Source organism: Cupriavidus sp. HMR-1 (assembly GCF_000319775.1).
In the GTDB taxonomy this organism is placed as follows: Bacteria; Pseudomonadota; Gammaproteobacteria; order Burkholderiales; family Burkholderiaceae; genus Cupriavidus; species Cupriavidus metallidurans.
On record NZ_ANKP01000247.1, the window covers coordinates 39,363 to 53,384 of the forward strand.

Below are 14,022 nucleotides of genomic sequence, written 5' to 3' on the forward strand. Positions count from 1 at the left end.
AATACCAAGGCCACGACTATAAGCCGAACCGCGCACACGAGCCAGACCGGCGGGCGATTATCGGCTGCCGGTCTGGCCCCGGGCGAGGACTGCCGGTGAGGATTTCTCGACCGTCAGTTCCGTCAGTTGACCTTCGTGCTGGCGGCCAAGCCACCAGCCCAGCCAGCCCCACACGATGGCAAGTACCGCGCCCGCCAGCGCCACGGCTGCGGGGTGCCCGGACAAGGCGTCGATCGCCGTTTTCACCCAGGCGCTGACGGCATCGCCGGCACGATAGATCGCGGTATCGATGACATTCTTGGCCTTGTACTTCGTTTCCGGGTCGACCACCGTAAAGAGCATCTCCCGGCCGGGGCGCAGCATCGCGTACTCCCCGACGCGCCGCACGATCATGGCGGCCGCCAGCACGCCGAACGTGGGCCACATCGCCAGTAGCAGGAAGCCGCCGGTCACGGCCAGCGGCACGGCGGTCAGCAGGGCGGTCACGCCGTAGCGCCGCGCCACGCGTCCTGAAAAGAAGATCTGCACGAGGATCGTCAGCGCCTGCACGGTGGCGTCGAGCGCGCTGAATACCTGTGTCTGCTGCGCGCGCGAGTGGAAGGTGGCCGCCACCAGTCGTGCCTGTTCGAAGTAGAGGAACGTGCTCGATGTGGCCAGCAGGATCACGAACAGGCTGATACCGATGAGGTACCGGGAACGGAGGACCAGAGACAGGCCCGCCCAAAGTCCGCCGCCTACCGGTTGCGCGGGGTCCGGCGTCGAGGCCGTCTCGCTGCCGGGCTCGCCCGCGCCATACCTGCGTCGCCAGGCGAACAGGTAGCCGACCCCGGGCAGCGTCGCGGCCAGCAACGCGGCCGACAGCAACATCAGGCCAGTCAACCCGATGTGTCCCACGAGCCAGCCGCCGAGCACGGGTCCGGTGAGCCCGCCTGCGCTGGCACCCGCCGCGATGATTGCGAACAGTCGCTTGGCCTGTTCGGGCCGGAATACATCGGCCATCAGGCTCCACGCCACCGATACCACAAACAGGTTGAAGACCGAGATCCAGACATAGAACACGCGGGCCAGCCAGACGCTGTCGGGCAGGGCGCGGGTGACCAGCGCGAACGCCACGAGGTTGGCGATGAAGAATGCGTAGACCCACGGCACGAAGCGCCGGCGCGGCAGCCACTTGCAACATGCGCCGTAGAACGGAATGGCCACGAGCATCACCACGAACGTCGCGGTAAACAGCCACTGCAGATTCTGCACGCCGCCAGCGATGCCCATCGTCTCCCGCACGGGCCGAAGCATGAAGTAGCTCGCGAACAGGCAGAAGAAGAACAGGAAGGCCGCCACCACGGCCGGGGTTTCGCTCCGATCAATGCCAAGCAGTCCGCTGGGGCCGGCGGGATTGGGAGACAGGTCCGGAGTGTCCATGGCGAGGGCCGACGGTCAGGCCAGCAGTCAGGTCAGCAGTCAGGCCAGCGCCGCTGCGATGCGGGCGCGTTCGGGCGTATCGGGCATCCGCCCGAACGCGGCGCCAGCGTTGTCGAGCATATTGCGCGGATTGGAAGTGGCCGGGATGGCGGCGGTGACGGCAGGATGACTGACGATGAACTTCAGGAAGAGTTGCCCCCAGGACTCGCAGTCAACCTCGGCGGCCCAGTCTGGCACGGGCTTGCCCTTGACGGCCGCAAACAGGCGCCCGTCCTGGAATGGGCGGTTGATCAGCACAGCCACGCCGCGCTCCTGGCATAGCGGCAGCAAAACGCGCTCGGCACCACGTTCGCCCAGTGAATAGTTGATCTGGACGAAGTCGAGCCTCTCGGCCCGCACGATCTGCGCGACGGCATCCTGCGCGTCTTCGCGATAGTGGGTGATGCCGATATACCGCGTCTTGCGCTGTTCCTTCCACTGCCGAAGCAGCTTCAGGTTGTCGCGCCAGTCGATCAGGTTGTGCACCTGCAGCAAATCGACTGCATCCGTATGCAGATCAGATAGCGAACTGGCGAACTGCGCTGGCGCACTGGCTGCGTTGGCTGAGATCTTGGTGGCCAGGAAGACGCGGCGCCGCGCGTCGGCGGCTTGTAGCAGGTCGCCGGTCACCGCTTCGGCGCTGCCATAGCTCGGCGCGGTATCGACGACGGCGCTTGGCAGGCGTTGCAGCAGCACGGACATGACTTCGGTCAGGGGCGCGCGTTCTTCGCTGCTCTTGCCGGTGTTGAAAGTACGGGCCGTGCCCATGCCAATGACGGGCAATTGCACGGTCGAGCCCGGAATCTTGCGGCGCATCGGCGCGTCGACGGTTGCGGCCTTGGCGGTACTGCCGAGCGTGAAGCCGGCTGGCAGCGCGGCCAGCGAGGCGGAGACTCCCAGAAAGGTACGGCGGTCAATCGACATGGCGATGTCCCCGGCTGTCAGGTGCAACGACCTTAGCGCTTGTGGGGAGCGAAGTAAACCGGCACCGGGTGCTTCGCGGGTCGCGCCCGATTGCAAAAATGCGGCGAGGCCTGAACAATCGGCGCCAACCTTCCCGAACCCGCGGTCATCCATAAAAAGGACCGGATTGTGATATCGAGCTTGCCTGGCGTGCTGTTCGATGGCGTGGCATACGGCAGCCTGCTGTTCCTCATCAGCATCGGGCTGTCCGTGACGATGGGGCTGATGAACTTCGTGAACCTGGCGCATGGCGCGTTCGCGATGCTTGGCGGCTACGTGGCGGTGGTGCTGATGAACCGGGCCGGGGTGCCGTTCCTGGCAGCATTGCCGCTGGCGTTTCTGGGCGCGGCGACAGCCGGCTGGGTGCTTGAGCGGACGCTCTATCGCAGGCTGTACCGTGCCAGCCACCTGGACCAGGTGCTGTTCTCGATCGGCCTGACGTTCATGGCGATGGCGGGCGCGACGTGGCTATTCGGGCCGGGCCAGCAGCCCGTGGTATTGCCGGATTTCCTGATCGGGCAGATTCGCGTGGGCGGGGTCGACCTCGGCGCCTACCGCCTGTTCCTGATCGCGGTGGTGATCGTCATCACGCTGGCGCTTGGGTGGCTTGTTGCGCGTACCCGCTTCGGCGCGCAGGTGCGCGCGGCAGTCGATCATCAGCAGGCGGCGCGCGGGCTTGGCATCGACGTCGAACGCGTGTTCAGCCTGACCTTCGCGCTGGGATCGGGTCTGGCCGGACTTGGCGGTGGGCTGGGCATCGACGTGCTGGGCCTCGATCCGACCTTCCCACTCAAGTACATGGTGTATTTCCTGCTCGTGGTCGCCGTGGGCGGTGCCGGGAGTATCCATGGCTCGCTGGTCGCTGCGATCGTGTTGGGCGTGGCGGACGTGGCAGGCAAGTACTACGTGCCCGAGATCGGCGCGTTCGTGATCTACGCGATGATGGTGCTGCTGCTGGTAGCGTTTCCGGCAGGTCTCTACGGGAGGCGCGCATGAAGACCCGTGTGCATCGTTTGCCCGACGGCCGCTGGCATCCGGCGGAGATCGTGTTCTGGCTGGTGCCGGTCGTGGCGTTTTTCTTGTTGCCCGACTACCTGATCCTCGGGAGCCAGATCCTGATCGTCGGACTCTTCGCGCTATCGCTCGATCTGATCCTGGGCTATGCGGGCATCGTGTCGCTGGGCCATGCGGCGTTCTTCGGCCTGGGCGCGTACGTGGCCGGTCTGCTTGGTGCGCATGGCTGGGGTGAGCCGCTCACGGGCTTGCTAGCCGCGGCAGCGGTGGCGGCGCTGGCCGGATGGCTGTGCAGTTTCCTCGTGATCCGGGGCGGCGATCTGACCCGGCTGATGGTGACGCTCGGCATCGGCCTGATGCTGTTCGAGGCGGCGAACAAGGCGGCATTTCTGACCGGTGGCGTTGACGGGCTGTCAGGCGTGACGATGAACAAGTTGCTTGGCATGTTCGAGTTCGACCTGTTCGGCAAGACCGCCTATGTCTACAGCCTGGCAGTGCTGTTCGTGATCTTCCTGCTGGTGCGAAGGCTGGTGGCGTCGCCATTCGGTCTGTCGCTGCGCGGCATTCGCGAGGGTGCGCGGCGTATGCCAGCGCTGGGGACCGACGTGCCCGCACGGCTTCGGGCGGTCTTCACGGTGGCGGCGGCGATTGCCGGCGTGGCGGGGGGCTTGCTGGCCCAGACCACGCAGTTTGTCGGCATGGATGTGCTCGGCTTTCCGCGCTCGGCCGAATTGCTGGTGATGCTGGTGCTTGGTGGCACTGGGCGGCTTTACGGCGCGTTGGTTGGCGCGGCATTGTTCATGATCGCGCAAGACGTCCTGGCTGGTATCAACCCCGTGTACTGGCAATTCTGGGTCGGGTTGCTGCTGGTAGTGGTCGTGCTGTTCGCGAGAGGTGGCGTGATGGGGGCGCTGTCGGCGCTAGGCCGGCGCAGGCATCCGTCCGTACCTGCGCGAAAGGAGGCCGACGCATGACCGCGATCCTGCGCACGGAAGGGCTGAGCAAATCGTGGGGCCCGTTCGCGGCGAACAGCGACATCGCGCTGACGTTCGAACCGGGTGCCCGCCATGCGCTGATCGGACCCAATGGGGCGGGCAAGACCACCTTCGTCAACCTGCTGACCGGGGCGCTGGCCCCGTCGGCAGGACGCATCTGGCTCGGCGAGCGTGACATCACCACGCTGCCGCAGCACGCGCGCGTGAAGCTGGGCATGACGCGCACATTCCAGATCAACACGCTGTTCCCCGGGCTGACGGTGCTCGAATCGGTAGTGCTGGCGGTCGCCGAACGCACGGGGGCGGGGCGCGTCTGGAGGCGCACGGTGGCGTCGCAGGCGGCACTCGTCGACGAGGCGATGGCAGTGCTGGCCATGCTCAGGCTCGAGGCCGACGCCGATGTCGAGACCCGGCAATTGCCCTATGGCAAACAGCGCCTGCTGGAGATGGCGCTCGCGCTGGCCACGCGGCCTTCGATCCTGCTGCTCGACGAGCCCGCCGCCGGCATTCCGACCGGTGAGAGTGCCGAGTTATTCGCGGTGATTGCAGCGCTGCCCCGCGACATCACCATCGTTTTCATCGAGCACGATATGGATCTGGTGTTCCGCTTCGCAGAACGCATCACGGTGCTGGTGGCCGGGCGCGTGTTGATGGAAGGGACGCCGGCTGAAGTCTCCACCGACCCAAGAGTGCGTGAGGTCTATCTTGGGGAGGCCGCCCATGAGTGATCTGCTACGGCTGGAGGCCGTCAGCGCCGGGTATGGCGAGGCGACGGTGCTCGAGCAGATTGATCTGGCGCTGGGCGCCGGCGACAGCCTCGCGCTGCTGGGCCGTAACGGTGTGGGCAAGACGACGTTGCTGTCCACGCTGATGGGCTTCACGCGATTGCGTGGGGGCAAGCTGCTCTGGCAAGGGCGGGATCTGGCCAGGGTGCCGCCGCATCGCCGTGCCCAGAGCGGCATCGGTTGGGTGCCGCAGGAGCGCTGGGTCTTTCCCTCGCTGACCGTGGAGGAGCATCTCGGCGCGGTGGCCCGGCCCGGGCCATGGGATGTCCAGCGTGTGTATCGGACCTTTCCGAGGTTGGGTGAGCGCCGGCGTAATCTCGGCAACCAGTTGTCTGGCGGGGAGCAGCAGATGCTGGCCATTGGCCGGGCACTGATGGTCAACCCCGCCTTGTTGCTGCTGGACGAGCCGATGGAAGGGCTGGCCCCGGTCATCGTGCAGGAGTTGCAGCGCGTGATCGCGGGGCTGATCGCAGATGCGGGGATGGCTGTGATCGTGGTGGAGCAACACGCGCGGTTGGCCTTGGGCATGACCCGGCAGGCGATTGTTCTGGACCGGGGCCGAGTGGTGCACCGGTCGGATAGCGCCACACTGCTGGCCGACAAGGCGTTGCTGGATCGGCTGGTTTCGGTCCGATAGCCGAGGGGCGGGGCGTTCGCAGTAGCGCTCGGACGATTCCGAACGTTTTCGGAATCGTCTTATATCCGCGTGGTCTCCCGGCTTTGACAATGCATGGGTCGCTGCAAGGGTGGCGACGCGGGCCACACGCCCGCCTGAACGCTTTGTCGAAAGAAAGGAGTCACGCCATGCATCGCCACGATGTCTGCATCTTACTTGCCGTTCCGGTCTCCCTCCCCCTGGGGAGGCCGGGGCATGGATAAGCCGGTACCCGGAGCCGCTTCGCGCAAGCCCGCCGGCAAGCGGCAGGCCGGGCCACCAGGGCAACCCAATGCGGGCTTTCCATCGCCGGATGTGATGGCGTTCCGGCAGTTGCAGCGCGTCGAAGGGGCAATGGGTGTGGTGACGGTTGCAGTCGAGCACGCCGCCGCGCCGGAGTTTTCGAATGAAGGGGCTGCGCTGATCCTGCGCATGTTGAGGCAGGAGGCAGCCAGGGCGCTCGAAGAGCTGTCGCCGTATTGATTGGCGCCGGAGCGGATTCACGATCTGTGGTATCTGCTCCGCCACTGCCCGTCAGCGCATCCGATCCGATCTTGGATTGCAGTTGGTAAGAGGATTTCTATCCATGGATGTTCGTACCATCGGTGTCGATGACCTCGACTTGATTTGCCAGCATCGGGAGGCGATGTTTCAGGAGGCAGGCTTTGCCCCGGGCACGTTGCGCACGATGACAGACCACTTTCGCGCCTGGCTGCGGCCACGCCTGGCGGATGGCAGCTACTTCGGCTTTCTGCTGATAGATGTGGGGCAGCCTGTAGCGGGTATCGGCCTGATGCTGGTCGACTGGCCACCGCATCCCGCGCATCCGACGCAGGATCGCCGGGGCTATGTCCTCAACGTCTATGTGGAGCCGACGCGCCGGCGCCGGGGTCTGGCGCAGCAGTTGATGGCGCTGGCCGAGGCGGAGTTCGCGGGACGCGGCGTGGAGTTTGCCATTCTCCACGCTACCGAGGCAGGTCGACCGCTCTATCAACGGAGCGGCTGGAATCAGACTTCGGAGATGTCCAAGGTGATTGCCCCACCCGCGCCGTGATGGCCCGGGCGCGGGAACCACGCCGAGCGCCCTGGGGCTACTTTCCCGAGTCCTTCACGCCATCGAACTTGTCGAATTCGACGTTGTAGAGTTCGCCGTTCACCTTCTCTACCTTCCGGATATAGACCGTCTGGACCACGTCGCGGGTGGCGGGGTCAATCGTGATGGCGCCGCGCGGGCTCTGCAGTTTCATGCCCTTCAGCGCGCCAACGAGCTTGTCGCCGTCCGTCGCGCCGTTGGTCTTCTTCAGCGCATCGTAGATGGCGGCCATGCCGTCGTATGCGGCCACGGCCATGAAATTCGGGCGTCCGGCCCCTGGGTTGGCATCGGCAAAGGCCTTCAGGAACGCCTTGTTCTCCTTCGAATCATGCGCCGCCGAGTAGTGGAACGACGTGATCACGCCCAGCGTGGCATCGCCCATGGCCGGTAGCACGTGGTCGTCAGTCAGGTCGCCCGTGGCGATGACGCGGATACCGGCATCGGCCAGCCCACGTTCGCGGAAGCCCTTCATGAACGCCACGCCCTGTTCGCCTGCGGGCAGGAACAGGAACACGGCCTCGGGTTTGGCATCCTTGATGCGCTGGATGAATGGGGCGAACTCGGGATTCCGTAGCGGCACGCGGATCGATTCGACAATCTGGCCGCCACCGCCCAGGAAGTTGGTCTTGAAGGCCGTTTCGGCGTCGATGCCAGGGGCGTAGTCTGCGACCAGCGTCACGACCTTGCGGATGTTATTGCGAACGGCCCACGTCGCCATCGGCGCCGAGATCTGCGGCAGCGTCATCGACACGCGGGTGATGTAGTTCGACTTGGTAGTGATGACCGACGACGCCGCATTGAAAATCACCATCGGCTTCTTCGCCTGCTCGGCGACCGGCGCAACGGCCAGTGCCTCGGGCGTCAGGCCGAAACCTGCCAGGATATCGACCTTGTCGCGCACCACCAGCTCTTGCGCCAGCCGCTTGGCGACCTCGGGAACCGGACCCGTGGTGTCCTTCATGATCACCTCGATCTTGCGGCCCGCCACGACGTCGCCGTTCAGCTTCTGCCAGGCCTTGATGCCGCCTTCCATCTGCTTGCCGTAGTCGGCAAAGCTGCCAGAAAACGGGGCGATCAGGCCGATCTTCACAGGGTCGGCCGCAAGGGTGAGGAGGGGATACGTGAGGACGGCGAAGGTGCTGCACGCCGTGATGGCACGCCGCATTGGACTGAACGTCATGAGAGTCTCCCGGAAGTGCAGCATCGGACGGCTGCATCGAAGAGGGAGTGTAGGAGGGGTGGGGGCTTTGTGCTACCCCGGGTTTTCTCCCCCGCCCGCCGGGCGGAACAGGGGAGAAAACACCGCCGCGAAGCCTCAGGTCACCGTCGCCAGTCCCAGCGTCAGTAGCAACGCCACGACCGAAATGATCGTTTCGGCGACCGACCAGGTCTTGAAGGTCTGGGTCACTGTCATGTTGAAGTACTCCTTGACCAGCCAGAAGCCGCCGTCGTTGACGTGCGACAGGATCAGCGAACCGGCGCCGGTCGTCAGCACCAGCAGTTCGGGGCGCGTGCCCGGCACGCTGGCGGCGATCGGGGCGACGATGCCGGCGGCGGTGGTCATGGCCACGGTGGCCGAGCCGGTGGCGATGCGGATCATCACGGCCACCAGCCAGCCCAATACCAGCACCGAGACGTTTGCGTGGGTGGCCACGTCGACGATGGCGGTGGAGATGCCGGAGTCGCGCAGGATGCGGCCGAAGCCACCGCCGGCACCCACCACGAGGATGATGATGGCGGTCGGCGCCACGCACTCGTTGGTGAACTTCAGGATGGCATCGCGACCGAAGCCGCGGGCCTTGCCGAAGGTATAGAAGCTGACCAGCGCGGCGATCAGCAGTGCCATGACCGAGTTGCCGATCAGCTTGAGGAAGTCGTTGGCGAAGGTCTTTGGCGTGGCAATCAGGTCCGCCCAGCTACCAATCAGCATCAGAATCACCGGCAGCAGGATCGTGAAGATGGTGATGCCGAAGCCCGGCAATTGGCGCGTGCCCTTGATGTTCTCGGCTTCTTCGGTGAACTGCGCGGCCAGCGGGTTGACCTCGGGCAGTTTCACGTGGCGGTCGATCAGCTTGGCGAACAGCGGGCCAGCGATGGCGGCTGTCGGGACACCGACGATCAGCGCGTACATGATCGTCTTGCCCATGTCAGCGCCGTAGGCCTGCACAGCCAGCAGCGCGGCAGGGTGCGGCGGAATCAGCCCGTGCACCACCGAGAGGCCGGCGACCATCGGGATGCCAACCAGCACCATCGAGGTATTGGTGCGCTTGGCCACGTTGAAGGCGATCGGCACGAGAAGCACGAAGCCCACCTCGAAGAACACTGGCAGGCCGACGATGAAGGCGATGACCACCATCGCCCAGTGCACGTTCTTCTCGCCGAAGAAGTCGATCAGCGTCAGCGCGATGCGCTCGGCGCCGCCCGATTCGGCCATCATCTTGCCAAGCATCGTGCCGAGCCCGATCACGAGCGCGATATGCCCGAGCGTGCCGCCCACACCCGCTTCGAACGACTTGATGATGTCGCCCATCGGCATCCCCACGGCGAAGCCCAGCGCCACCGAGACCACCACGAGCGTGATGAATGGGTTCAGTTTGAATTTGGCGATCAGGATCACCAGCGCGATCACGGCGATCAGCGCATAGACCAAGAGCGTGGTTCCGGTAACGGCACCCATGTCGTCTCCTTTTTGCGGGTGCCGTCGGTCCGGACGGTCCGCTTCCGCGTGTGAAAAAGCCGCTATGCCTTGTGTCGCGTAGCGGCGGGTTGAGAAAGCTGAAAAAGCAGAAAAGCTTAGAAGCTAAGAGCTATGAAGCTGTGGCCCTGGCTCGGCTGGCTCGCCGACCACGCCCACGCCGGCCGGGTTCAGGCCGCCGGTTTCTTGTAAGCGATGCAGTCCACTTCGACCTTGCAGTCGACCACCATGCTCGATTGCACGCAGGCCCGGGCCGGCGGATTGGCGCCGAAGTATTCCTTGAAGATCTTGTTGAACGACGTGAAGTCGCGGGCATCGTCCAGCCAGACGCCGCAGCGAACCACATGCTCCGGGCCGTAGCCGGCTTCCGCCAGGATGGCCATGACGTTCTGGATGGCCTGGTGGCTCTGCGCGACGATGCCGCCGTCGATGACTTCGCCGTTGACCATCGGTACCTGGCCTGACACGTAGAGCCAGCCATCCGCTTGCACGGCCCGTGCGAACGGCATGTGCGAGCCGCCCTGGCCGGTGCCACCTTCGACGCCGAATCGTTTGATATCCATGGAAACTCCTGTTTTCAGTGTTGTTGCTGGGGGCCGCGTGGCAGGAAGCGGCCGGCGCGTACGCCGGTGGCGGCGCGTTGCCGCCAGGTCAGTTCGCCGTTGACCCAGACGGCCGCAATGCCTTCGGCCGGTTGCTGTGGATCGGTGAAGCTCGCCGCGTCGCGGATCGTGGCGGCGTCGAACAGAACGAGATCGGCCCAGTAGCCTTCGCGCACGAAGCCGCGACCAGTCAGGCCGAAGCGCTCGGCCGACATGCCCGTCATCTTGTTGACGGCCACCGTGAGCGGGAACAGTTCGCGATCGCGCGCGTAGTGGCCCAGCACGCGTGGAAATGCGCCCCACAGGCGCGGATGCGGCAGCGGATCGTTGGGTAGTCCGTCGGATCCAACTACGGTGGCCGGATGGCTCAGGATGCGATCGACGTCCGCATCCTCCATGCAGTGATAGACAGCGCCGGCGGGCTGCAGGCGGCGTGCCGCTTCAAGCAGGTCGACGTTCCATTCGGCGGCGATATCGGCCAGCAGCCGGCCGCCCATCGTGGGATGCGGCTCGGACCAGGTGACCTGGATGTCGAAGTCGCTGGTGACTTGCTTGAGATCGAGTGTCGACGAACTGGCGGTGTAGGGGTAGCAGTCGCAGCCGACCGGTTGCCAACGTTCCGCGCCTTCGAGCGCGGCGAGCACCTCGCCGCTACGGCCCCAGTTCGACACGCCCGCGCATTTCAGGTGCGAGATCACCACCGGCACGCGCGCGTGGCGGCCGATGCGGAAGGCTTCGTCCATCGCGTCCAGAATCTCCGCGAACTCGCTGCGCAAGTGGGTGGCGTAGATCGCGCCCGCCTTGGCCAGCGGTTCGGCCAGCGCCAGCACTTCATCGGTGGGAGCGTGGAATGCGTTGGCATATGCCAGGCCGGTGGAAAGCCCAAGCGCGCCATGATCCAGGGCTTCCTGAAGCTGGTCGCGCATTGCGGCGGTCTCGGCCTCGGTCGCGGGCCTGTCCAGCCGATCCATATGATTGCTGCGCAGCGCGGTATGGCCGACCAGTGCGGCCACGTTCACGGCTGGTTGCGCGGCGTTGACGGCAGCCACGTACGTTTTGAAGTCGGGGTAGCGAAAGGCGTCGGCGCGGCCCAGCAGGTTCATCGGGTCGGGTGGATCACCGGCCAGCGTGACAGGCGCGGCGCTGATGCCGCAGTTGCCGACGACCACGGTGGTCACGCCTTGCGAGATCTTCGGTGTCATCGCCGGCTCACGCACGACATTGGTGTCGTCGTGCGTATGGACATCGATAAACCCGGGGGAAAGCACCAGACCGTGACCTTCCACGACGTTCGACGCGGAATCGGGGTCGATCGCGCCAGGCTCGTCGATGCGGGCGATGCGGCCATCGCGGATCGCCACGTCGGCCAGGCGCGCCGCGGCGCCCGAGCCATCGAGCAGCAGCACGCAGCGGATCAGGGTATCGAACAGGTGTGGCATCGTCAGTCTCCGAGCGGCTGGCGGCTGTCTGGCCCGTCACTATCCTGGCTGACGCCACGGTGGGCATCCAGCACGTATTTCAGCCGGCGCAGCTTTTCCTTGCTTTGCTCCTGTTGCAGCAGCGCAAAGCGGGTGGCCAGTACGTCCAGCACCATCAGCATCGCGTAGCGCGAGGCCGACGGCTTGAAGATGAAATCCGTTTCCAGCGTCCGCACGGGCAGGAGCACGTCGGCGCGCGCGGCCAGCGGCGAGCCAAGCGCGGTCACGGCAATCAGCCGCGCGCCATACTCGCGCGCGATGTCGCAACTGGCGAGTATCTCCGGCACGCTGCCGCTGGCCGAGAACGCCAGTACCACGTCATCGCGCGTCAGCGTTGCGGCGACCATCTTCTGCAGCAGTGCGTCGTGATACGTGGCCACCGGGTGCCCCAATCGCGCCAGCCGATACCGCGCCTCGTCGGCCATGAAGGTCGAGCCTCCACCCATGCCAAAAGCGTAGACCATGCGTGCGTTGAGTAACAGGCGCGCGGCAATGTCGATCCGCTCGGGATCGATCAACTTTCGGTTGACTTCGAGCGTGGTGAGAACGTCGCCGTGGATGCGCTCGGCCAGGGCGGCCGGCGCGTCGGTATCGACCGGGCCCGGCGCCGGTTGCAGGAAACGCGATCCCACTGCCGTGGCTTGTGCCAGGCGCAGCTTCAGGTCGCGGACGTCACGGCAACCGATGGCTTTTGCAAAGCGCGTGACACTTGCCTCGCTGACCGCCGCCTTGCGCGCCAGTTCGTTGATGCTGGCCGCCGCGGCCCCGGCAAGATCCTCAAGAATCACCTGCGCCACTTTCTGCTCGGCCAGTCGCAATGACGGGCCACGCTCGGCGATGCGGGTCAGGATATCGAAGGGCGCAGTCATGGCGTACGGTGGGTGGGCGGGCCCCGTCGGTTACCTCTGCCGACGAAGCATGTTACTTTCTAACAAGGATGAAATATCGTAGTTTCAAGGCTATCATTACGTCAATTGAATTTTGACGGGGTGATGTCAGTCATGCGTGAAACAAAGTACCAGACCGGTATGATCGATCCGCTGAACAAGGCGATGGGGCGTCTGGACGCGCCACTCACGCCGTCCGAGGCGGGGCAGCCGGGCTGGCGTCTGCTGGCTGAAGAGCTCAGTCTCCCGGCCGCAGTGCTCTATGAAGACCGTCTGACGCACAACCTGCAGTGGATGCGCAATTTCATGGGCGCGTACGGCGTGCAACTGGCACCGCATGGCAAGACGACGATGGCGCCGAAACTGTTCGCGCGTCAGCTTGCCGAGGGCGCGTGGGGCATCACGTTGGCCACTGCGCACCAGACCGCGGCGGCAGCCGCGCACGGCGTCAAGCGCGTGCTGATGGCCAATCAGCTAGTGGGGCGGCGCAATATGGAGATCGTTGCCGATCTGCTGGCTGCCGACCCGTCATTCGAGTTCTTCTCGCTGGTCGATTCGGCCGCGCTCGTCGACCAGCTTGGCGCATTCTTCCACGCGCGTGGTCAGACGCTGCAGGTGCTGCTGGAACTGGGCGTGGAGGGCGGCCGGACCGGTGTGCGTGATGCCGCGCAGCAGTCGGACGTGCTCGATGCGCTGGCACGCTGGCCGAACGCCCTGAAGCTGGCCGGCGTCGAGATCTATGAAGGCGTGTTGCAACAGGAAGCCGATATCCGCAAGCTTCTGCAGCGCACGGTGGCCGTAACGCGCGAACTGGCCAAGGCGGGGCGGTTCGGACGCAGCCCGGTGGTGATGTCCGGCGCGGGCTCGGCATGGTACGACGTGGTGGCCGAAGAGTTCGCTCGCACCGATATCGGGATGCCGATCGATATTGTGCTGCGTCCCGGGTGCTACCTGACGCACGACGTCGGCGTCTATCGAGCGGCGCAGGAACGCATCCTGGCGAGCAATCCGGTGGCGCAGAAGATGCGGGAGGGCCTGCTGCCCGCGCTGCAGCTCTGGGCCTATGTGCAGTCGATTCCCGAGCCAAACCGCGCCATCATCGGCATGGGCAAGCGGGATGCCGCGTTCGATGCGGGCATGCCGATACCGGCGCAGATGTTTCGTCCGGGTGCGGCCGGCCCTGTTGCCACGCCCGCGCGCTGGAAAGTGACGGGCATGATGGATCAGCACGCCTATCTGGAAATCGAGGCTGGCGATGACATCCGCGTCGGCGATATGATTGCCTTCGATATCTCGCATCCTTGCCTGACCTTCGACAAGTGGCGCCATATTCCTGTGCTGGACAGCCAGTTCCAGGTCATCGACATTGTTCAGACGTTCTTCTGACCCCGGTGTCA

General features: G+C 65.2%; 14 protein-coding genes. 7 read left to right on the top strand and 7 right to left on the bottom strand.

Annotation, left to right across the window (positions count from 1 at the left end):
* Positions 1–57: 57 nt before the first annotated feature.
* Both D769_RS26265 and D769_RS26270 read right to left on the bottom strand, forming a co-directional pair.
* The gene (locus D769_RS26265) at positions 58–1,419 is read right to left on the bottom strand and encodes an MFS transporter (RefSeq protein ID WP_008651207.1); all 1,362 of its coding nucleotides are present in this window, start codon (positions 1,417–1,419) and stop codon (positions 58–60) included.
* A gap of 39 nt (positions 1,420–1,458) precedes the next feature.
* Positions 1,459–2,382 (bottom strand): aldo/keto reductase, encoded by a 924-nt coding sequence (locus D769_RS26270; protein ID WP_008651208.1) that lies wholly within the window; start codon positions 2,380–2,382, stop codon positions 1,459–1,461.
* A gap of 168 nt (positions 2,383–2,550) precedes the next feature.
* On the opposite strand from D769_RS26270, the gene D769_RS26275 reads away from it, so the two are divergent.
* The 6 genes from D769_RS26275 (at position 2,551) to D769_RS26300 (ending at position 6,924) form a co-directional block, all read left to right on the top strand.
* Positions 2,551–3,417, top strand: a complete 867-nt coding sequence (locus tag D769_RS26275) for a branched-chain amino acid ABC transporter permease (protein ID WP_035883689.1) — start codon at positions 2,551–2,553, stop codon at positions 3,415–3,417.
* On the top strand, positions 3,414–4,409 hold the full coding sequence (locus tag D769_RS26280) for a branched-chain amino acid ABC transporter permease (protein WP_008651211.1): 996 nt from the start codon (positions 3,414–3,416) through the stop codon (positions 4,407–4,409). Before D769_RS26275 ends, D769_RS26280 begins: the two co-directional genes overlap by 4 nt.
* The gene (locus D769_RS26285; RefSeq protein ID WP_008651213.1) at positions 4,406–5,158 is read left to right on the top strand and encodes an ABC transporter ATP-binding protein; all 753 of its coding nucleotides are present in this window, start codon (positions 4,406–4,408) and stop codon (positions 5,156–5,158) included. The genes D769_RS26280 and D769_RS26285 overlap by 4 nt, the downstream gene beginning before the upstream one ends.
* On the top strand, positions 5,151–5,852 hold the full coding sequence (locus D769_RS26290; protein WP_008651221.1) for an ABC transporter ATP-binding protein: 702 nt from the start codon (positions 5,151–5,153) through the stop codon (positions 5,850–5,852). The genes D769_RS26285 and D769_RS26290 overlap by 8 nt, the downstream gene beginning before the upstream one ends.
* 234 nt (positions 5,853–6,086) lie before the next feature.
* Complete coding sequence (locus D769_RS26295) at positions 6,087–6,353, top strand: hypothetical protein (RefSeq protein WP_008651222.1); 267 nt, start codon at positions 6,087–6,089, stop codon at positions 6,351–6,353.
* 103 nt (positions 6,354–6,456) lie between these two features.
* Positions 6,457–6,924 (top strand): GNAT family N-acetyltransferase, encoded by a 468-nt coding sequence (locus tag D769_RS26300; RefSeq protein ID WP_008651223.1) that lies wholly within the window; start codon positions 6,457–6,459, stop codon positions 6,922–6,924.
* Positions 6,925–6,961: 37 nt separating this feature from the next.
* Here D769_RS26300 and D769_RS26305 read toward each other — a convergent pair whose 3' ends face one another.
* From D769_RS26305 to D769_RS26325, 5 genes are all read right to left on the bottom strand, one after another.
* Entirely contained in the window at positions 6,962–8,143 is a 1,182-nt protein-coding gene (locus D769_RS26305) for an ABC transporter substrate-binding protein (RefSeq protein ID WP_008651224.1), read from the bottom strand.
* A gap of 135 nt (positions 8,144–8,278) precedes the next feature.
* Entirely contained in the window at positions 8,279–9,640 is a 1,362-nt protein-coding gene (locus D769_RS26310; protein WP_008651225.1) for a GntP family permease, read from the bottom strand.
* Positions 9,641–9,828: 188 nt separating this feature from the next.
* Positions 9,829–10,221 carry a RidA family protein gene (locus D769_RS26315; RefSeq protein ID WP_008651227.1) on the bottom strand — a complete coding sequence of 131 codons (393 nt, stop codon included), beginning with the start codon at positions 10,219–10,221 and terminating at the stop codon, positions 9,829–9,831.
* Positions 10,222–10,235: 14 nt separating this feature from the next.
* Positions 10,236–11,699 (bottom strand): D-aminoacylase, encoded by a 1,464-nt coding sequence (locus tag D769_RS26320; protein WP_008651228.1) that lies wholly within the window; start codon positions 11,697–11,699, stop codon positions 10,236–10,238.
* Between the two features lie 2 nt (positions 11,700–11,701).
* The gene (locus tag D769_RS26325) at positions 11,702–12,607 is read right to left on the bottom strand and encodes a MurR/RpiR family transcriptional regulator (protein WP_008651229.1); all 906 of its coding nucleotides are present in this window, start codon (positions 12,605–12,607) and stop codon (positions 11,702–11,704) included.
* 132 nt (positions 12,608–12,739) lie between these two features.
* Between D769_RS26325 and D769_RS26330 the strand changes: the two genes are divergently transcribed.
* Complete coding sequence (locus tag D769_RS26330; protein ID WP_008651231.1) at positions 12,740–14,011, top strand: amino acid deaminase; 1,272 nt, start codon at positions 12,740–12,742, stop codon at positions 14,009–14,011.
* Positions 14,012–14,022: the final 11 nt, after the last annotated feature.